General features: G+C 70.4%; 18 protein-coding genes. 6 read left to right on the forward strand and 12 right to left on the reverse strand.

The genetic code is table 11. From position 1 onward, the window contains the following. Positions 1 to 62 precede the first annotated feature (62 nt). Both HF576_RS00835 and HF576_RS00840 read left to right on the forward strand, forming a co-directional pair. A complete protein-coding gene (locus tag HF576_RS00835) occupies positions 63 to 887 on the forward strand; it encodes an ATP-binding cassette domain-containing protein (RefSeq protein WP_168910900.1) in 825 nt (274 codons plus the stop codon). Beyond that, positions 884 to 2,155 carry a sugar ABC transporter permease gene (locus HF576_RS00840; RefSeq protein ID WP_168910901.1) on the forward strand — a complete coding sequence of 424 codons (1,272 nt, stop codon included), beginning with the start codon at positions 884 to 886 and terminating at the stop codon, positions 2,153 to 2,155. Before HF576_RS00835 ends, HF576_RS00840 begins: the two co-directional genes overlap by 4 nt. Before the next feature lie 56 nt (positions 2,156 to 2,211). On the opposite strand, the gene HF576_RS00845 is transcribed toward HF576_RS00840, so the two are convergent. From HF576_RS00845 to HF576_RS00855, 3 genes are all read right to left on the reverse strand, one after another. Further along, positions 2,212 to 2,913, reverse strand: coding sequence for an NAD-dependent deacylase (locus tag HF576_RS00845; protein ID WP_168910902.1), 702 nt, complete (start codon positions 2,911 to 2,913; stop codon positions 2,212 to 2,214). Positions 2,914 to 2,924: 11 nt separating this feature from the next. Beyond that, on the reverse strand, positions 2,925 to 4,505 hold the full coding sequence (locus tag HF576_RS00850) for an ATP-dependent DNA ligase (RefSeq protein ID WP_168910903.1): 1,581 nt from the start codon (positions 4,503 to 4,505) through the stop codon (positions 2,925 to 2,927). Positions 4,506 to 4,668: 163 nt separating this feature from the next. Next, positions 4,669 to 5,679, reverse strand: coding sequence for an epimerase (locus tag HF576_RS00855; protein ID WP_168910904.1), 1,011 nt, complete (start codon positions 5,677 to 5,679; stop codon positions 4,669 to 4,671). A 59-nt stretch (positions 5,680 to 5,738) separates the two neighbouring features. Here HF576_RS00855 and arfB point away from each other — a divergent pair, with 59 nt between their 5' ends. The 3 genes from arfB (at position 5,739) to HF576_RS00870 (ending at position 7,993) form a co-directional block, all read left to right on the forward strand. Further along, the gene (gene arfB, locus HF576_RS00860; RefSeq protein ID WP_168910905.1) at positions 5,739 to 6,176 is read left to right on the forward strand and encodes an alternative ribosome rescue aminoacyl-tRNA hydrolase ArfB; all 438 of its coding nucleotides are present in this window, start codon (positions 5,739 to 5,741) and stop codon (positions 6,174 to 6,176) included. A gap of 67 nt (positions 6,177 to 6,243) precedes the next feature. Then, complete coding sequence (locus HF576_RS00865; RefSeq protein WP_168910906.1) at positions 6,244 to 6,621, forward strand: hypothetical protein; 378 nt, start codon at positions 6,244 to 6,246, stop codon at positions 6,619 to 6,621. 115 nt (positions 6,622 to 6,736) lie between these two features. Further along, on the forward strand, positions 6,737 to 7,993 hold the full coding sequence (locus HF576_RS00870; RefSeq protein ID WP_168910907.1) for an endonuclease/exonuclease/phosphatase family protein: 1,257 nt from the start codon (positions 6,737 to 6,739) through the stop codon (positions 7,991 to 7,993). Between the two features lie 6 nt (positions 7,994 to 7,999). Here HF576_RS00870 and HF576_RS00875 read toward each other — a convergent pair whose 3' ends face one another. The 8 genes from HF576_RS00875 to HF576_RS00910 all read right to left on the reverse strand — a co-directional run bounded on the left by HF576_RS00875 (position 8,000) and on the right by HF576_RS00910 (position 15,550). Further along, positions 8,000 to 8,791 (reverse strand): LLM class flavin-dependent oxidoreductase, encoded by a 792-nt coding sequence (locus HF576_RS00875; RefSeq protein ID WP_168910908.1) that lies wholly within the window; start codon positions 8,789 to 8,791, stop codon positions 8,000 to 8,002. Then, positions 8,788 to 9,666: an LLM class flavin-dependent oxidoreductase gene (locus tag HF576_RS00880; protein ID WP_168910909.1), complete on the reverse strand. Its 879-nt coding sequence runs from the start codon at positions 9,664 to 9,666 to the stop codon at positions 8,788 to 8,790. The genes HF576_RS00875 and HF576_RS00880 overlap by 4 nt, the downstream gene beginning before the upstream one ends. A gap of 44 nt (positions 9,667 to 9,710) precedes the next feature. After that, complete coding sequence (locus HF576_RS00885; protein WP_168910910.1) at positions 9,711 to 10,514, reverse strand: ABC transporter ATP-binding protein; 804 nt, start codon at positions 10,512 to 10,514, stop codon at positions 9,711 to 9,713. Continuing rightward, positions 10,511 to 11,341, reverse strand: coding sequence for an ATP-binding cassette domain-containing protein (locus HF576_RS00890; RefSeq protein WP_168910911.1), 831 nt, complete (start codon positions 11,339 to 11,341; stop codon positions 10,511 to 10,513). Before HF576_RS00890 ends, HF576_RS00885 begins: the two co-directional genes overlap by 4 nt. Beyond that, entirely contained in the window at positions 11,338 to 12,219 is an 882-nt protein-coding gene (locus HF576_RS00895) for an ABC transporter permease (protein WP_168910912.1), read from the reverse strand. The genes HF576_RS00890 and HF576_RS00895 overlap by 4 nt, the downstream gene beginning before the upstream one ends. Continuing rightward, the gene (locus HF576_RS00900) at positions 12,216 to 13,226 is read right to left on the reverse strand and encodes an ABC transporter permease (RefSeq protein WP_343234189.1); all 1,011 of its coding nucleotides are present in this window, start codon (positions 13,224 to 13,226) and stop codon (positions 12,216 to 12,218) included. The genes HF576_RS00895 and HF576_RS00900 overlap by 4 nt, the downstream gene beginning before the upstream one ends. Continuing rightward, positions 13,220 to 14,743 carry an ABC transporter substrate-binding protein gene (locus tag HF576_RS00905; protein ID WP_168910913.1) on the reverse strand — a complete coding sequence of 508 codons (1,524 nt, stop codon included), beginning with the start codon at positions 14,741 to 14,743 and terminating at the stop codon, positions 13,220 to 13,222. Before HF576_RS00905 ends, HF576_RS00900 begins: the two co-directional genes overlap by 7 nt. A 66-nt stretch (positions 14,744 to 14,809) precedes the next feature. Next, positions 14,810 to 15,550 (reverse strand): DUF1684 domain-containing protein, encoded by a 741-nt coding sequence (locus HF576_RS00910; protein ID WP_343234135.1) that lies wholly within the window; start codon positions 15,548 to 15,550, stop codon positions 14,810 to 14,812. A gap of 172 nt (positions 15,551 to 15,722) precedes the next feature. Here HF576_RS00910 and HF576_RS00915 point away from each other — a divergent pair, with 172 nt between their 5' ends. Then, on the forward strand, positions 15,723 to 16,442 hold the full coding sequence (locus HF576_RS00915) for a DUF72 domain-containing protein (RefSeq protein ID WP_168910915.1): 720 nt from the start codon (positions 15,723 to 15,725) through the stop codon (positions 16,440 to 16,442). Positions 16,443 to 16,517: 75 nt separating this feature from the next. Here the strand turns inward: HF576_RS00915 and HF576_RS00920 are convergent, their stop codons facing one another. After that, complete coding sequence (locus HF576_RS00920; RefSeq protein ID WP_168910916.1) at positions 16,518 to 19,079, reverse strand: ATP-dependent Clp protease ATP-binding subunit; 2,562 nt, start codon at positions 19,077 to 19,079, stop codon at positions 16,518 to 16,520. Positions 19,080 to 19,131 lie beyond the last annotated feature (52 nt).

Consider the following 19,131-nt stretch of genomic DNA (forward strand, 5'->3'; position numbering starts at 1 on the left):
CGCGTCATCGAAGGCGCGGCGCCCTCTGCGCGCTCGGCACCCGACAGCGCAAGGAAGCGAGCATGTCAGACACCAACGTCCTCCCCGCCACCGGCCTCGGCACAGAGCCGATCATCCGGCTCGTCGGGGTCAAGAAGTCATTCGGTCCGGTCAGCGTCCTCAAGGGCGTCGACCTCGAAGTCCACCCGGGAAAGGTCACCGCACTGGTCGGCGACAACGGCGCGGGCAAGTCCACACTCATCAAGGGTCTCGCGGGCGTCCAGCCCTACGACGAGGGCGAAGTCCTCATCGATGGCCAGCACCGCGACCTGCACACGCCGCGAGACGCGGCGCATCTCGGCATCGAGGTCGTGTACCAGGACCTCGCCCTGTGCGACAACCTCGACATCGTGCAGAACATGTTCCTCGGACGCGAGGAGGTCTCGCTCGGCACGTTCGATGAGGGACGCATGGAGAAGGACGCCTCCGACACGCTGCGCTCCCTGTCGGTGCGCACCGTGAAGTCGGTGCGGCAGAAGGTCTCGAGCCTGTCCGGCGGGCAGCGGCAGACGGTCGCCATCGCCCGCGCGGTGCTGAAGAAGGCGCGTGTGGTCATCCTCGACGAGCCGACCGCCGCACTCGGCGTCGCGCAGACCGAGCAGGTCCTGAACCTGGTCAAGCGTCTCTCCGAGCAGGGCGTCGCCGTGGTCCTCATCAGCCACAATCTCGCCGACGTGTTCGAGGTCGCCGACGACATCGCCGTGCTCTACCTCGGCCAGATGGTCGCCCAGATCCCCACGAGCCAGACGACCCGCGACGACGTCGTGGGCTACATCACCGGCACCAAGACCCTCGGCGTGCAGATCGTCGGCACCGAGACCATCCGCACCGAAGGAGGCGTGGAATGAGCAGCAACGCGACCCGGACCGAGGCGGCACCCGACCCGGTCGCGAGCGACCTGATCGGCAGCGGCGTCGAGGGCGGGCTGATGGATCAGGTGCAGGCCTGGTGGCAGCGCGTGCGCGGCGGCGATATGGGGGCACTCCCCGCCGTCGGCGGACTCGTGGTGCTCGGCATCCTGTTCTCGATCCTCAGCCCGTTCTTCCTCACCGAGCGCAACTTCGCCAACCTGCTGAACCAGGCGGCCACCCTCGTCGTGCTCGGCATGGCGCTGGTGTTCGTGCTGCTGCTGGGCGAGATCGACCTGTCAGCAGGCGTCACCGGCGGCGTGGGCATGGCGCTGTTCGTGGTGCTCAACGCCCAGTTCGGCATCCCCTGGCCGCTCGCACTGCTCATCGGCTTCGGCTTCGGCTTCCTGACCGGCGCGTTGATAGGCTTCTTCGTCGCCCGGATCGGGATCCCATCGTTCGTCGTGACGTTGGGACTGTTCCTGGGATTCCAGGGTCTGGCGCTGGTCATCATCGGGCCCGGCGGGCTGTACCGTCTCGAGGTGCCCGAGCTCGTCGCGATCCAGAACGGCAACCTGCCGGTCTGGGCCGGCTGGCTGATGCTCGTCATCATGCTCGCGATCTCGGCGGCGACGTCGTTCTGGGATCGCGCCCGGCGCACCCGTGCCGGAGTGCCCAACCGAGCGGTGTCGCTGGTGTGGATCAAGCTGGCGGCGATCGCGGTCATCGGCGGCACCGTCGTCTACATCCTCAACCAGAACCGCGGACAGTCCGTGGTCGAGGTCGCCGGTGTGCCGATCGTCGTGCCCGTCGTGCTCACGATCCTGTGGATCGGGTCGTTCGTGCTCGACCGCACGAAGTTCGGGCGCTACGTCTACGCGATCGGCGGCAACGCCGAGGCGGCACGTCGTTCGGGTATCAAGGTGCGCTGGATCAAGTGGTGGGCGTTCGTCATCTGCTCGAGCCTCGCGGTGTTCTCGGCTCTGCTCAGCGTCGCCCGCGTGGGATCGGTCGACGCCACCGTCGGCCGCGACATCGTGCTCTCGGGTGTCGCCGCGGCCGTCGTCGGCGGTGTGAGCCTGTTCGGTGGACGAGGACGCCTCATCCACGCCGCGATCGGCGCGCTCGTGATCGCCGTCATCACCAACGGCCTGGCCCTGCTGAACCTGCCGGCGGGCATCAACCTGCTCGTGACGGGTGGCGTGCTGATCCTCGCTGCGACCGTCGACGCACTGTCGCGGCTGCGCTCCGGCGGCGCCAGAACCTAGTCGATCGGACTGCGTCGCGGGCGCCGGGCGGGTCATCCGTCCGGCGCTCGCGCGTGTCACGGTCCGTGGATGGCGAGACGCTCGTCCACCCAGCCCGGCACGACGCGGCTCGCCGGTCCGGCGCGCACCTCGTCGAAGGGCACGAGGGCTTCGCTGGGGTCGAGGCTCAGCTCGACCGTACGCGCGCCGCAGGCCGCCGCCAGCGCGGCGTACCCGGCCGCGGGATACACCGCGCCCGACGTGCCGATCGAGACGAAGATGTCGCACACGAGGATCGCCTGCTCGATGCGCTCGAGGTCATACGGCATCTCGCCGAACCAGACCACGTCGGGGCGCAGCATCCGCTCTCCGCAGGCAGGGCAGGGTGGACGCCCGCTCAGGTCCGACTGCCACACCGGGCGTGCACCGCAGGCGGCACAGAGCGCGCGGAGCAGTTCGCCGTGCATGTGCACCAGGTTGCGTGAGCCTGCGCGCTCGTGCAGGTCGTCGACGTTCTGGGTCACCACGAGCAGATCATCGCCGATCGCCCCCTCGAGCCGGGCGAGCGCGCGATGAGCCGGGTTGGGCTGCACGCCTGCCAGAGCCCGGCGCCGAGCGTCGTAGAAGGCGAGCACGGTCTCGGGGTCGATCTCGAACGCCTCCGGCGTGGCGACGTCCTCGACGCGGTGCCCCTCCCACAGCCCATCGGGTCCGCGGAAGGTGGGCACGCCGCTCTCGGCCGAGATGCCGGCGCCGGTGAGCACGACGATCCGTGTCATCGAGTCGGGCCCTACGCGTCGCCGGCTGTGGACGTGGGCGTGGACGGCGACCGGTCCAGCAACGCGCGCAGCGACTGGATCGTGTCGGCCTCGTCCGGGCGCTTGTCGGGCCGGTAGCCCTTCACACGCGCGAAGCGCAGTGCGACGCCGCCCGGGTAGCGCGTCGAGCGCTGCACGCCGTCGATCGCGATCTCGACCACCGTCTCAGGTCGAACGTGCACCGCGTGCGCCGAGCGATGCGTCTCGATCGTCGGAAAGTGGGCGGTCTGCCAGCGCAGGGTCTCGTCCGTCAGCCCTTTGAACGTCTTGCCCACCATGACGAAGCCCCCGGGCTCACCGAACGACCCGTCGGGATCGCGTGCACCCAGGTGCAGGTTGGACAGCTGCCCGGTACGTCGTCCCGAGCCCCACTCCACGGCCAGCACCACGAGGTCGAATGTGAGCACCGGCTTGACCTTGATCCAGCTCTTGCCCCGCCGCCCCGCCGCGTAGGCGGAGTCGATGCCCTTGACCATGACGCCCTCGTGGCCGGCGGCGAGCGCCTCACGCGAGAACTGCTCGGCGCGCTCGGGGTCGTCAGTCACGATGCCCGGCATGCGGGAGGGCCCCGCGATCCGCTCGAGCACCTCGAGGCGGGTCGCGAGCGGTTCGTCGATCAGGTCCCGGCCGTCCAGGTGCAGGATGTCGAAGAACCACGGCCGCAGGACGGCCGCCGCGCCGTCGTTGCGTCCGTCGACGATCAGCGAGCCGAACCGGGCCATGGTGTCCTGGAACGGCCTCGGTCCGCCGTCCTCGTCGAGCGACAGCGTCTCGCCGTCGAGGATCACGCGCTGTGCAGGCAGAGCCCGGGCGGCATCGACGATCTCGGGCACCCGATGCGTGATGTCGGCGAGGCTGCGAGTGAAGACCCGCACGGTGTCGCCGTCGCGATGCACCTGGATGCGCGCGCCGTCGAGCTTGTATTCGACGGATGCTGCGCCCCCGAGGGTCGCCAGCGCCTCCGCCGTCGAAGCCGCCGTCGAGGCGAGCATCGGCAGGACGCCGCGACCGACCTCGAGGCCGACGGCGCTGAGGTCGTCGGGTGTGCCGGTCAGCGCGATGCGCGCGGTCTCGCCCAGATCTCCCGACAGCATCGCGGCCCGGCGGACCGTCGCGGCATCCCGCTCGGACGCCTTCGCGATCGCATCCAGCAGGACGCCCTCGAGCGCGCCGGTGCGCAGCTCGCCGAGGATCACGCGCGCGAGGAAGTCCCACTCCCCCGGCGTGGACCGGCCGGCGAGCTCGTCGAGCGTGGCGCGGCGGACAGCGACGGATCCCGGACCATCAGCGACGGCGAGCCGCGTGAGGGCCGCGTCGACGTCGAGCACGGACAGCGACGGTTCCGCGGCATGCTCGATGTCGAGGTTGCTCAGGCTCCGCCAGCCGACGCCGATCCGGCCCTGCCGGGGACGAGCCGTGAGCAGGCCGATCGCGGGCGGGATCTCGTCAGGGTCGAGATCGCGCAGCGCCGCCGCGAGCGCGGCGACCTTGGCCAGCCTCGACGACGTCGCGGTCACGGCATCCGTGGCCGTCACGAGCTCATGCAGCAGCATTCCGGCATTCTCGCACCCGGCGCGGACACGTGTCCGGGCCCGACCGGCCGTTCGGGTGGCGCAACACGCCGAATCGCCCGGACGGATGCCGCGTGTCGTGCCACCCGAAGCGCTGATGTCGAGGGAGGACACGGACGGGCGCGGGCTGGCTGTGCGAGAAGCGTCACCCGCGCGGTCGCGCGACCACGTCGCGCACCGCATCCTCGAGCTCGGGGAAGGCGAAGGTGTAGCCCGCGCCGGTGAGCACGCCCGGCGCGGCCCACCGGCTCTTGAGCACCAGCTCCGGCTCGGTGCGCAGCGCCCACATCGCCGGCTCCAGCATGAACCGCCATGCCGGAAGCCCGATCGGCGCGCGGACCGCCTGCCGCAGCGTCGCCATGAGGGTGCGGTTGTCGCTCGCCGCCGGGGCGGCGAGGTTGACCGGACCCGAGATGCCGGGGCGATCGCGCACGAACCGCACGGCCCCGACGACATCGTCGATATGGATCCAGCTGAAGCGCTGCCGCCCGCGCGACCGATGCGAAGGCGCACGCCCGTCGCCCGTCGGGTGCGGTCCGATGCCGCGGTAGCGGCGATGCGGGAACCACCAGCCGTCGTGCTGCGGCCCGCCCAGTCCGAGGCGTGCGAGTCTCACCAGTGCTGCGGTCGCGGGGCCGTCGCCGAGCACGATCGCCATGCGGAGGAGGGCGACTCTACGGGTTGCGGGAAGATCGCCTGCGAAGAACTCGTCCTCCCACGTGCGGGCGACGTCGACAGAGAACCCGCTGCCCAGCTCGCCGTCGGCCTCGGTCTGAGGGCGATCCATCGCGTACCGGTAGATCGTGGCGGTGCTCGCGTTGAACCACAGCGGCGGCGGGGCTGCGGCATCCGTCACCGCCCTCCTCAGGAGGCGTGTCGTCTCGACGCGCGAGCGCAGGATCTCGTCGCGATTCGCGTCGGTGTAGCGGCAGTTCACGGACTTGCCGGCGAGGTTCACCAGGATCTCCGCACCGTCGACGAGGGAACGGATGCCGCGGCGGTCGTCCCACGTGGCATCGGCGCCGGAGCGACCGATCGTGCGGACGTCATAGCCGTCATCGGCGAGCGCACGGACGAGCGCCGAGCCGACGAACCCCGACGCTCCCGCCATGACGGCACGGCCTCGCGCCGCGGGCGCTTCGAAACGGGGATCCATCGGGTTCAGTCTGGCACCAACCCGAGAGCGGCCGCGGACGCACGGAGGATGATGGAGTCATGCCAGCTCCCCACCGCCCCGGTCTCCGGGTCAGCTCGGGGCTCACGATCCCGGAGTCCGAGCTGTCCTGGCGGTTCTCGCGATCGTCCGGCCCGGGCGGCCAGGGCGTGAACACCGCCGACTCCCGAGCGGAGCTCGTGTGGGATGCCGCGCGCTCGAGCGTGCTCTCACCGGTGCAGCGCGAGAGGCTCCTCGAGCGGCTTGCCGGTCGCCTCGTCGACGGAGTGCTCACGATCGCGGCATCCGAGCACCGCGCACAGCTGCGGAACCGGGATGCCGCCCGCGCTCGCCTGGCGGCCGTCGTGGCCGAGGCGATCCGCCCACCCTCGCCCTCGCGGCGACCCACGACCCCGAGCCGGGGCGCGAAGGAGCGACGCCTGACGGCGAAGAAGCACCGCACCGACGTCAAGCAGCTCCGCCGCCGCCCCGCCGACTGACCCGTTCCCCCACACGCACGCCGCCGATGCTGGCTCGCCACAATGTTCAGTGAGTAGTGTGACCACCATGACCGCGCCCTCTTCCGTGGACCAGGCGTCGACTGCCAGACGGCGGCGGATCAGCCGCGGGACGGTTCTGATCGTCGGCGTGCTCGTGATCCCCTTCGCCCTGAGCGCCGCCTTGAACAGCTACGGCGCTCTCACCGTGGAGAGCGCCCTCCGGATGGCCTTCGCGACCGTGGCGGGGCAGACCATCGCGATCGTCAGCGCCGTCGTCGCGGTCGTGCTCACTGTTCGGCGCCGATACGCGCTGCCCGCGATCCTGGCCTTCGCGCTCATCGCGGCACTCATCACGACCTGGGCCATCGGCACCATGGGCACCGCCGGCGACCTCCTGCTCGAGCGCTTGAACACCATTGCCGAAGTCGACGTGTTGAATCGCTGACCGTACCGGCGACTCCGACCCGCGGCATCCGGTCGGACGGTGTTCTTCCGCCCGTCACCTGGCAGGCCTAGCGTGGACCCACCCGTTGTACGACGCCGTCCCCGAAGGAGACCCGATGTCCCCCCGCTTCCGCTGCACGCTCGCCGTGGCCGGCGCCCTCGCGCTGGCCGCCACCGGCGCCGCGACGCCGGCTCTGGCCGCTCAGCCGCACGCCGAGTCCCCCGGCGCGACCCAGGCCGATCCCCTGCGTGTCGCGACGTTCAACCTGTCGCTCAACCGCAACGCGCCGGGACAGCTCGTCACCGACCTCTCGACCGGCACCAACGCGCAGGCTCGCACGGTGGCCGAGATCATCCAGCGCGCCGACCCGGACGTGGTGCTGCTCAACGAGTTCGACTACGTCGAGGGCGGACTCGCGGCCGATCTCTTCCGCGACAACTACCTCGAGGTCGGCCAGAACGGCGCACCGGCAGTCGACTACCCGTATGTGTTCGTCGCTCCCTCGAACACCGGCATCCCCAGCGGATTCGACCTGAACAACGACGGCACCGTGGGCGGCGGCGACGACGCCTTCGGCTTCGGCGTGTTCGAGGGTCAGTACGGCATGCTCGTGCTGTCGAAGCATCCGATCGTCACTGATGACGTGCGCACCTTCCAGCACTTCCTGTGGAAGGACATGCCCGGCGCACTGCTGCCCGACGACCCGGCGACGGCAGCGCCGGCCGATTGGTACTCGCCCGACGAGCTCGCCGTGATGCGCCTCTCGAGCAAGTCCCACTGGGACATCCCGGTGCAGGTCGGTCGCCAGACCGTGCACCTGCTGGCCTCGCACCCGACTCCGCCGACGTTCGACGGCGCCGAGGACCGGAACGGCCGTCGCAATCACGACGAGATCCGTTTCTGGGCCGACTACGTCACTCCGGGCCAGGGCCGCTATATCTACGACGACGCCGGGGTGCGCGGCGGACTCAACCCGTCGCAGGCCTTCGTGATCGCGGGCGACCAGAACGCCGACCCGCTCGACGGCGACTCGGTGGATGCCGCGATCGATCAGCTGCTCGGCAACAAGCGCATCGTCGACCCGCGGCCGACCTCGGACGGCGCCGTCGAAGCCGCCGCCCTTCAGGGCGGCGCGAACGCCACCCACCGCGGCGACCCCGCCTTCGACACCGCCGACTTCGCCGACACCGCGCCGGGCAACCTGCGCGCGGACTACGTGCTGCCCTCGCGCAAGCTGCAGGTCGTCGATGCCGGCGTGTTCTGGCCCGTCTCGTCCGACCCGCTCTCAGCCCTCACCGGGACGTTCCCGTTCCCCAGCAGCGACCACCGCCTGGTGTGGGTCGACGTGGAGCTTCCCCGCGCCGGTCGCTGAGCACCGTCAGCCCGTGGTGGCGGACGACTCCGCCACCACGGCCTCGACGAACCGCTCGTAGTCCTCGGGCGTCTCGTCCGCGACGATCGCGCGCAGCACGACCTCGTCGGCAGAGTCACGATAGTGACGGATGCCGTCGCCGACGCGATCCGGACCGATCACGGTGTCGCGCGCCGCGATGCCCAGTCGCGTGAAGTTGGCGGCGTACGACGGGTAGCCCGCATAGCGCTCCGCTTCGGCCGCCAGTCGCGCCCGAGCGGCAGGATCGCTCGCGGCCCGCACGTACAGCGCCACGTGTGCGGCGGGCTCCAGTCGGTGCGCGTCGTCGGTCTGCGCGCGTGCCCGGTCGGGCGTCAGCCAGCTCAGCAGAAGCCCGTCGGATGCCTCGGCCCCGAGTCGTCGCATGCGCGGGCCGAGCGCACCCACCACGACTCCGGGTCGTTCGGACCGCACCGTCGCGCGCATCGTCGTCAGAGCCGCGGAGACGCGAGCGAGAGAGCCGGCTGCGCCGGCGCCGGAGCCGATGCCGAGCACGAGCCGGTCGACGGGCAGCCCGAGCTCATCCACACGGGCGAGCACCTCGGCGGGCGGACGCCGATCGACGGGGATCACGCCCGTCGCCAGCACCAGCCGCTCGGTGACCCGTGCGGCGGCGGCGAGCACCGCGAGCGAGTCGTGGCCGGGCGTGTCGTTGACCCACAGGGCGTGGAGTTCTGCGCGTTCCAGCAACGGCGCGATCCGAGCCGCCAGCTCGGGTCCTGCCGCCGCCGCGATGCCGATCGACAGGAGGCCGGTCACCGGGCGGCCGTCGCGTCGACCAGACGACCGACCTCACCAGCGGCCGCGTAGAACTCCGCCAGGTCGACGCGTGACGACGGCAGCAGGATGACCTCGTCGACCCCCGCCTCGAAGAACGCGCGTGTGCCCTCGGCGACCTGCGCCGGATCACCCCACACCGCGCGTTCGAGCGGGTCCGGCTTGTCGCCGACGTCCGCGCGGGCACGAGCTTCGGCATCCGGTCCGAACGCGGCCACCACATAGGCGACGATATCCGCGGCGCCCTCCTGGCCCACCGCTGCCCGCGCCTCGCGGATCGCCGCGACCGCGGCCGCGACCTCACCCGGTGTGTGACCGCTGTCGAGTACGGTGCCGTCGGCGACCTCTCCGCTCAACTGCAGGGTCTTGGGACCTTCGGCGGCGGCGTACACGCGCGGGGCCGCCTGAGGCGGGTAGTCCAGCCGGACGGCGTCGAGCGTCACGTAGCGCCCGGCGACATCGACCTGTTCGCCGGCCAGCAGCGCACGCAGTGCGGGCACGTACTCACGCATCAGCGTCAGCGGCGAGGCGACGCGAGCACCGACCTGGCCCATCCACGGCAGCACGCCGTGCCCCACGCCGGGGAGCAGTCGCCCCGGGAAGAGCCGTTCGATCGTCGCGATCTCCATGGCGGTCGCCGCCACATTGCGCAGCGGCATCGGCGCGATGCCGATGCCGATCTTGAGTCGCTCGGTCCATGCGAGCGCCGCGCCGACGGTCGCGAAGGCCGACTGCCGGAAGCAGTCCTCCCAGATCCACAGCTCCGGCACGCCGGCTTCCTCTGCGGCCAGGACGGCATCGCGGAACTCGTCGGGTGAATGCGTGTACGGGTTGAAGATCGCGCCGATGCGGGTCATGCGACCACTCTGTCAGCGGGGGACGACACACGCGAGCCCGCGGTTCAGGCGACCGGCAGCCTCGGCACCGCCTTCAGAAGCTGTGCCGTATACGGATGCCGCGGCTGAGAGAGCACGCGACGGGTAGGACCCTCTTCGACCACGCGCCCGCTCTGCAGTACGGCTACCCGCGCGCACAGCGCCGAGACGATGGTGAGGTCGTGCGACACGAGCACCATCGCGATGCCGCGTTCCCGCGCAAGGCGCTGGAAGAGCTCGATCACCGTCATCCGCACCGAGGTGTCCAACGCGCTGACCGGTTCGTCGGCCAGCAGCAGCCGCGGGCCGGGTGCGAGAGCGCGCGCGATCGCGACGCGCTGGCGCTGGCCGCCTGAGAATGCGTCGGGATAGCGGGATGCCGCGTCCGCGGGCAGATCGACCGCGCGCAGCAGCTCGCCGACACGGTCCGCGCGGGCGGCGCGGTCCAGCCTCAGTCCCAGAGAGCGAATGGGCTCGGCGATCGAGTCCCCCACCCGCACGCGGGGATCGAGTGACGAGAACGGATCCTGGTACACCGGCTGCACCGCGCGGCGGAAGAGCCGCATCGCGGCCCGGTCGCGGCGATCCAGGGGCGCGCCGTCGAACAGCACACGCCCGCCGGTGGGCGTCGCCAGTCCGAGGAGGACGCGCAGGAGCGTCGTCTTGCCGGCACCCGATTCGCCGACGAGCCCCACGCTCTCACCCGCCGTCACGGCCAGGTCGATCTCATGCAGGACGGGGGCGTCGTGGTGATAGCGGAAGCTCACCCGGTCGGCGGCCAGCAGCGGCGCCGACTCTCGCGACGTGGTCGTGCCCTCGGCATCCGTCATCGTCGCGCCCCCTCTCCCCTGTCGGGCAGGAACGCCTCGAGTTCGCGCGAAGCCGACACCAGCGTGCGCGTGTAGTCCGCGGCCGGTGCGGTCAGCAGCGTCGTGGTGCCGGCGAGCTCGACCTGTCGACCGTCGCGCATCACGAGCACGCGGTCGGTGATGCCGGCCACCACCGGCAGGTCGTGACTGATGAAGATGAGCGACATCCCCCGCTCTTCGACCTCCCGCTGCAGCAGTGCGAGCACTCCGGCTTGGACCGTCACATCCAGTGCCGTGGTCGGCTCGTCGGCGATGAGCAGTCGCGGACCCGCCGCGAGCGCGAGGGCGATCGCCACGCGCTGGCGCTGACCACCCGAGATCTCGTGGATGTACGCACGCGCGATGCGCTCCGGATGCGGAAGCTGCACGTCGGCGAGCGCGTCGAGCACCGCGCGTCGCAAGGCGTCGCCGCGCAGTCCCCGATGGTGGGCGAAGGGCCAGGCCAGCTGCTTGCCGATGCGCATCAGCGGATCGAGCGAGGCCAGCGGCTCCTGGAACACGGCGCCGACGGCGGAACCGCGCACGCGATCCAGCCTGCGCTGCGAAGCCGTCACCACGTCGACATCGCCCCCGGATGCCGACAGCACGGCGCGACCGCGGGCGCGCAAGGGGTGCGCGAGCAGGCCCAGGATCGCCAGCGCCGTCAGGGACTTGCCCGACCCCGACTCGCCGATGATGCCCAGGCGCTCCCCCTCGCCGAGGTCGAACGAGACGTCGTGCACGAGCGTGCGGGGCTCGGCTCCCTCGAACCGCACGCCCAGGCCGTCGAGGGTCAGCAGCGCGCTCATCGGATGCTCCTCGAAGCCGGATCGGCGACGTCGCGAAGTCCGTCGGCGAGCAGGTTCATGCCGATGATCGTGGCCACCAGCAGGATCCCGGGAAGGATGGCCGCGGTCGGCGAGACGAGCACCGTGCTCTGGGCCTCCTGCAGCATCCGTCCCCACGACGCATTGGGGGGCGGCGACCCGAGACCCAGATACGACAGGGATGCTTCGGCCACCACGGCGCCGCCGAATTGCAGCGCGAACGGCACGATGAGGGTCGGCCACACATTGGGCAGCACGTGGATCCCGATCAGCCGCATCATCCCCGTCCCGGAGGTGCGCGAGGCCGTGATGAAGTCCTGCGCGAGGACGCGCGTCGTGGTGATGCGGGTGAGCCGGGCGATCACGGCCGCACCGGCGAGCCCGATGGCCAGGATCGCCGACTCCATCGACGCGCCGCGCCACGCGACGATGAGCATCGCCAGCAGCAGCGTCGGGAACGCGATCGCGATGTCGAGCAGGCTCGAGATCGCGTCGTCGAGCCACCTGCTGGCGACGGCGGCGATCAGTCCGAGCGTCACGCCCAGGATCGCCGCGATCAGCACGGAGCCGAACCCGACGATCAGCGCGAGCCTCGCGCCGACCATGAGCTGTGAGAAGAGGTCGCGGCCCAGGCGGTCGGTGCCCGCCCAATGCTCCGCGGACGGAGGCATGAGGCGCTCACCCGTGGTGTCCTCCAAGCCGAACGGCGTCCACACCAGCGACACCAGCGCGACGATCGCGATGACGCCGAAGAGCACGCCGCCCACGGCGAGGTTGATCGAGCGCCGCGCGCGAGGACGCCGGACGGATGCTGCCGGCGCGGTCGCGTCGGCGGGGATGGTGGGGATCGTCACGGTCATGCGGCCGCCTCCGCCGTGACCACGTCGGTCTGCGCCGGTGCCGTGCGCCGGTTGCCCGAGAGCGAGCCGCGCAGGCGCGGGTCGATGAGTCGCTGGATCACATCGGCGGCGAAGCCCAGCAGCAATACGAGAGCGGTCGAGAAGAGCAGCACGCCCTGCACGCTCGGGAAGTCCTGCTCCTTGATGCCGACCAGCAGCATGTCGCCCAGGCCCGGCAGCGCGAAGACGCGCTCGATCACCACCGCGCCGACGAACGTCGTCGAGAGCATGATCGCAAGGATCGAGATGACCGGCACGACGGCGTTGCGCACGCCGTGCCGCCACAGCGCCGTACCGAAGCTCTGCCCCGTCGCGCGAGCGGCTCGCATGTACTGCTGACCGAGGATGTCGAGAGTGGCGCTGCGGACATAGCGGGCCAGGTCGCTTCCGGCCACGAGCGCGATGGTCGTGACCGGCAGGACGAGGGCGTAGAGCGCGGCGCCCGGGTCCTCCCAGTCGGTGCGTGGGAATCCACCGGCGGGGAACACGCGCCAGCCGAGCGAGAGCACCGCGACGAGCAGGATGCCCACCCAGAACACCGGCACCGCTCCCCCGAGCTGCGACAGCGCCGAGAACGTCGCGCCGTACCAGGTGCGCGACTTCCAGGCGGCGAAGAAGCCGACGGGCACCGCGATGAGCACGGCGAGCAGGAACGACAGCAGCGTCAGCGGCAGCGTGACGTTCAGGCGCCGGACGATCTCGTCGCCCACCGAGAGGCGGTTCGTGAACGATTGGCCCAGGTCGAGCGTGACCAGCTGGCGCAGATAGTCGACGTACTGCGCCCAGATCGGGCGGTCCACACCCAGGCGAGCCGCGGCGGCTGCGATGTCAGCATCCGTCGCCCCCACCGAGATCAGCGCGAAGACCGGGTTCCCGAGCACGCGCAGCACGACGAACAGGATTGTCGCCGCCAGCACGAAGGCCAGCAGCAGCAATCCTGTCCGTCGGAGGAGGTAGCGGCCTATGATGCCGCCTTCTCGATGCCGTACACGTAGAACAGCGAGTTGAGCCCGTTCTGCGGGACACCGCTGATGCCTTCGGCGGCGATCCGCAGCTGCGGGTTGAGGTACAGCCACACGCTCGCCGCGTCGTCCGAGATCTGCTGGTTGGCCTTCTTCACCAGCTCGGTCTGCTCGTCGGTGGACGCCGCCTTCTCGGAGTCGGCGAGCCACGTCTGCACGTCGGCGTTGTCGTAGCCCCAGTAGAAGTCGGGGTTGCCGTAGAAGTTGATGTCGCGGTCGTTCACGTGGCCCTGCAGCGTGGCCTGGAAGTCCTTGTCGGTGTAGACCTTCTGGTACCACTCGTCATCGGTGATCACGTTGATCTCGACGGTGATGCCGACCTTCGCCAGCTCGGACTTGACGAACTCGGCGACGGTCGAGTGCACGCCCGAGTCGGGCGTGTCCAGCGAGAAGGTGAAGCCGTCGGCATAGCCGGCCTCGGCCAGCAGGTCCTCGGCGAGTTCGACGTCGTACGGGTTGTTGTCGGCGAGGTCGATGAACCACGGCTCCGACGGCGGCACCATCGAGCCGATGAGCTGGCCGCGGCCGTCCCAGATCGCGTCGAGCAGCTTCTCGCGGTCGATCGCCGAGTAGACCGCCTTTCGAACCTCGACGCTGTCGAACGGCGCCACGCGGTCATTGAACGCGAGGAGCTCCTTCGTGGTCGACGTGCCCTCGATGATCTCGAAGCCGGCGGCCTCGAACTCGGCGAGGCTGTCGGGGTTGGACTGGCTCGTCACCAGGTCGACGGCGCCCGTCAGCAGCGCGTTGTTCAGCGCGGTCGGGTCTGCGTAGTACTGGTAGACCACGCCGCCGTTCGCGGGCGCGTCACCCCAGTAGCCATCGCTCAGCTCGAGGGTGATCGAGTCGCCCTTGCGGTAGTCGGCCAGCTGATACGGGCCGCTGCCGTCCTCGGCCGCGGTCAGGTCGCCCGCTGCCGGATTCACGATCCACACGTAGCCGAGGTTGTACGTGAAGCTGATCGACGGCTGCGTCAGCGTGACGGCGACGGTCTTGTCGTCCACGACGTCGACGTGGTCGATCACACTCAGCTGCCGCTTGCGTGCCGCGATCGACTCCTCGCTCACGAAGCGCTCGAGGCTGTACTTGACCGCTTCGGCATCGACCGGGTCGCCGGAGTGGAAGGTCGCGTCCTCCTGAAGGGTGAACGTGTAGACCAGGCCGTCCTCCGACACCTCGGTCTCGGCCGCCAGGAGCGGCTCGACCGTGGCGTCGTCGGTGATCCGGAACAGACCCTCGTAGACGTTCCCGGTGAAGACCTCGGTCACGCCCGAGCTGCCGCCGAAGATCTGGTCGAGGTTCGTGGGCTCGTTCTGCGAGCCGACGACGATCTCGGCGTTCGGGTCGGGCTCGCCGGCGGCGCCGCTCGAGGACGGCGCGCCGGAGGCGCAGCCCGCCAGGACGAGAGCGGCGGCGGTGAGAGCCGCGGCCGCGGCTCCCAGGCGTCGGATACGTGAGGACACGTCGGTTCCTTTGCTGTTCGGGTGAGGCAGGTGCTGGTCGGGTGTTCGCGCCCGCGGCGCGGCGGGCTAGAGGGTGAAGCCGTCGGCGAAGCGCACGCGCTTCTCGCCGGCCCGGATGGGGAACGGCAGCCGGTTCTGCAGCGGCGGAAGCGGGCAGTTCATCTGGTTCGAGAACCCGCAGGGCGGAACGGTGGCGCGATTGAAGTCGATGGTGATCGGGATGCTGTCGCCCGGGGTGAGCGCGCGGTCCGAGGTCGGGTGGTCCAGGAAGAGGAACCTCCCCGCCCCGTAGCTCTCGGCTCCGTTCGTGCGGTCGCCGAACACGAGCTGCAGCTTGGCGTGGCCGCCGTAGACCGTGTCGAACGCGTTCAGGCGGTACTCGGTGCCGTCGACCTCGAACACCAGGTCACCCGAGACCGGCAGCGCGCGGGTGGCGCCGGCATCCTTGATGTGCTCGAACGGCACGACGCGCTCTTCGTCGACCAGCTCGAAGCGGCCGGGAAGGATCCACGCCGGGTCGTAGTCGTAGTACTCGATCTCCTCGAACGCCTGCTGCGCGGGCGAGTCCTGCCGCCAGATGCGGTAGCCCTCCTGCGTCAGGCCCGTGCTGTCGAGATCGGCCCGCTGCAGGCGGGTGAAGAGCGCGTCGTCGGGATGCCCCGCGCGCGCTTCACTCTCATCGACCGGCGGCTGGCCGGCCGGCGACCAGTGCGTCAGCACCAGCGAGAGCGCGCCGTCGGGCGCCGTCACCTTGCGGCGCCGGGCCGCGATCCAGTCTTCGTGCTCGAGCAGAGCTGTAGAACTCACCATCACAGGAGATCAAATCGCGAGCGCCATCCGGAAATTCCGTTTCACAGTGTTTCACTATGAACGAAGGTGTCAGGCAAAGTGCGAATCGCGAGGATCAGCCGCATAGCGGCCGCGCACCGAGGCGGCAACCCCGTTTCGCCGGCGACCCTGCCCGTTGCACGCTGGGGCCATGGCACGGGTCGGAACGTCGGGATGGGTCTACCCGCATTGGCGCGGCAGGGTCTACCACGGACCGCAGAGCGGCTGGCTCGCGCAGTACGTGGCCGAATTCGACACCGTCGAACTGAACGGCAGCTTCTACCGCTGGCCCGGCGAGGCGCGCTTCGCCGCGTGGCGGGACCGGCTTCCCGAGGGGTTCGAGATGACGGTGAAGGCGCCGCGGGGACTGACCCATGCCCGGCGCCTTCGTGAGCCGGAGGTGTGGATCGATCGCGTGACCTCGGGGCTGCATGCCCTGCGAGGGCGCCGCGGGCCGCTCATCGTGCAGCTGCCGCCCACGATGGAGCGCGACGACGCGAGGCTGGATCACTTCCTGACGTCGCTGCCGGACTGGACTCGGCCGGTCGTGGAGTTCCGGCATCCGTCCTGGAACGAGGAGGAGGTGTTCCAGCTGCTGGAGCGCCACGGCGCCGCGTACTGCGTGATGAGCGGGGCCAAGCTCCCCTGCATCCTCCGCGCGACGAGCCGCCTGGTCTACGTGCGTCTGCACGGCCCCGACAGTGAGCGGCTGTACGGCGGCTCGTACTCCGACGACGACATGGCATGGTGGGCCGAGCGCATCCGGGAGTGGGAGCGCTCCGGCCATGACGTGTACGCCTACTTCAACAACGACGGCGAGGCTCACGCGGTCTTCAACGCGCGGACGCTGAAGCGGATGCTGGCGGCGTGAGCCGCGTGCACGCAGACGCCCGAACGCCGAGAGGCGCCGCACCCGAAGGCACGGCGCCTCTCGGCATCGGCGCTGTTACGCCGCCGCAGCGTAGGCCGCGGCGCGCACCACGAGCTCGTCGCCCGCGGCATCCACGCTCACGGATCCACCGTCGGCCAGCTCGCCCGACACGAACAGCTCGGCGATGCGATCGTCGACCTCACGCTGGATCAGCCGGCGCAGCGGACGCGCTCCATACTCGGGCTCGTAGCCGTGCTCGGCCAGCCAGTCCACGGCGGCGTCGGTCACCTCGAGCGAGACCTCGCGGCGGGCGAGACGCCCCTCGCTCGCGCCCAGCAGCAGTCGCACGATGTCGCGCAGCTGCGCCTTCTCGAGCTTGCGGAACAGCACGATCTCGTCGATGCGGTTGAGGAATTCGGGCCGCATCGCCTCGCGGAGCTTGCCGAACACGCGGTCGCGCAGGTCCTTCTCCGAGCCGAAGCCGGTCGAGCCGCCGCCATCTGCGATGAAGCCGATGGCCCCGCCGCGCGAGGCGAGGAACTCCGAACCGAGGTTCGAGGTCATCACGACCACGGTGTTGCGGAAGTCCACAGTGCGTCCCTGCCCGTCGGTGAGGCGGCCGTCGTCGAGCACCTGCAGCAGCAGGTTGAACACGTCGGGGTGCGCCTTCTCGATCTCATCGAACAGCACGATGGAGTACGGGTTGCGCCGCACGCGCTCGGTCAGCTGTCCCGCCTCGTCGTAGCCGACATATCCGGGAGGGGCACCGACCAGACGCGACACGGTGTGCCGCTCGCCGAACTCGCTCATGTCGAAGCGGATCACCGCGCCCTCGTCGTCGAACAGCGACGCCGCGAGGGCCTTCGCCAGCTCGGTCTTGCCGACACCGGTCGGACCGAGGAAGAGGAACGAACCGACCGGACGATGTGCGTCGCCCATGCCGGTGCGATTGCGGCGGACCGCCTTGGCCACCGCCGCCACCGCGTCCTCCTGGCCGATGACGCGGGCGTGCAGCTCTTCCTCCAGCTGCGCGAGCCGCTCGCGCTCGGTCTCGGTGAGGCGATTGACGGGGATGCCGGTGGCCCGGCTGATCACCGCGGCGATCTCGGGCTCGTCGACGATCGCGTCAGGGCGCACGGCGGCGCCGGCGCTCGTCGCCTCGTCCAGGCGATCCTGCACGTCGGCGATCTCGTCGCGGATGCGGGAGGCCTCCTCATAGTGCTCGGCCGACACGGCGGCGTTCTTGTCCGCCTCCAGCGTCGCCAGTCGCTCCACGAGCGCCGTCACGTCGACCTGGGCGCCGAGCCGCAGGCGCAGCCGCGCACCCGCCTGGTCGATGAGATCGATCGCCTTGTCGGGCAGGACGCGCTCAGTGAGGTACCGGTCGCTCAGCTCGACCGCAGCGCGCAGCGCCTCGTCGGTGTAGACGATGCCGTGGTGCTCCTCGTAGGCGGGCTTCAGTCCGTGCAGGATGCGGACGGCATCCTCGACGGACGGCTCGCTGACCTTGACCGGCTGGAAGCGGCGCTCGAGCGCCGGATCCTTCTCGACGGTGCGGTACTCCTTGAGCGTCGTCGCACCGACCAGGTGCAGGTCGCCGCGCGCGAGGCGGGGCTTGAGGATGTTGCCCGCGTCCATGCCGCCGTCGCCCGCGCCGCCGGCGCCGACGACGGTGTGCACCTCGTCGATGAAGACAATGAGCTCGCCCTTGTGCTCCGAGATCTCGTCCATCGTCTTGGTCAGGCGCTCCTCGAAGTCACCGCGGTAGCGGGTGCCCGCGAGCATCGCGGCCAGATCCAGCGCGACGACGCGCTTCCCGAGCAGCTGCTCGGGAACGATGCCGTCGACGATCGCCTGTGCCAGGCCCTCCACGATGGCGGTCTTGCCGACGCCGGCCTCTCCGACCAGCACCGGGTTGTTCTTGGTGCGACGGCTGAGGATCTCGATCGTCTGCTCGATCTCGTCGGCGCGGCCGATGACCGGGTCGAGGTCGCCCGCGGCCGCCCGTGCGGTCAGGTCGGTGCCGTACGTGTCGAGCATGGGCGTTCCCGATGCCGCAGCATCCGGTCCCGCATCCGTCGACGCGTCCCCGCTCGGGGCCACCGTCTCGCGCACGCTCTGGGTGAGCGCCTCGGCCGTCACGCCGGCGCGTGCCAGCACCTGACCGGCGGGGGTGTCCTGGGCGAGCACGAGGGCGAAGAACAGGTGCTCCGGGTCGACGTAGGTCGATCCCGACGAGCGGGCGACCTGGAAGGCGTGGAACAGCGCGCGCTGCACGGAGGGGGTGACGACCGCACCATCGACGTCCGCCGCAGCGGAGGCGGACGGCAGCCGCTCCTCCGCCGCACGGACGATGGCGCGCGCGTCGGCCCCGATGCGCTCGATCGCGTCGGAGGCGGGCGGTTCGGATGCCAGCACGCGCAGCACGTGCAGAGCGTCGAGCTCACGCTGACCGCGCTCGAGCGCGAAGCGACCCGCGCGCTGAAGCAGGTCCTGCGTGCGCGCACCGAGGAACCGACTCAGATCGATCGACCGCTCGGCGCGGGCCTGTTCGCCCGCGAGGTAGCGCGCGAGGAACTCGTCGAAGGCGCGCGAGCTGTCGTCGGCACCGTTCGAAGGGGTGAAGTCTTCGGGCATTCGATTCTCCTGAACTTGAGTGGAGGAGTGTCAAGTTTATGAACTTGAGCAC

It is taken from the genome of Microbacterium salsuginis (assembly GCF_012524205.1).
GTDB lineage: Bacteria > Actinomycetota > Actinomycetes > Actinomycetales > Microbacteriaceae > Microbacterium > Microbacterium salsuginis.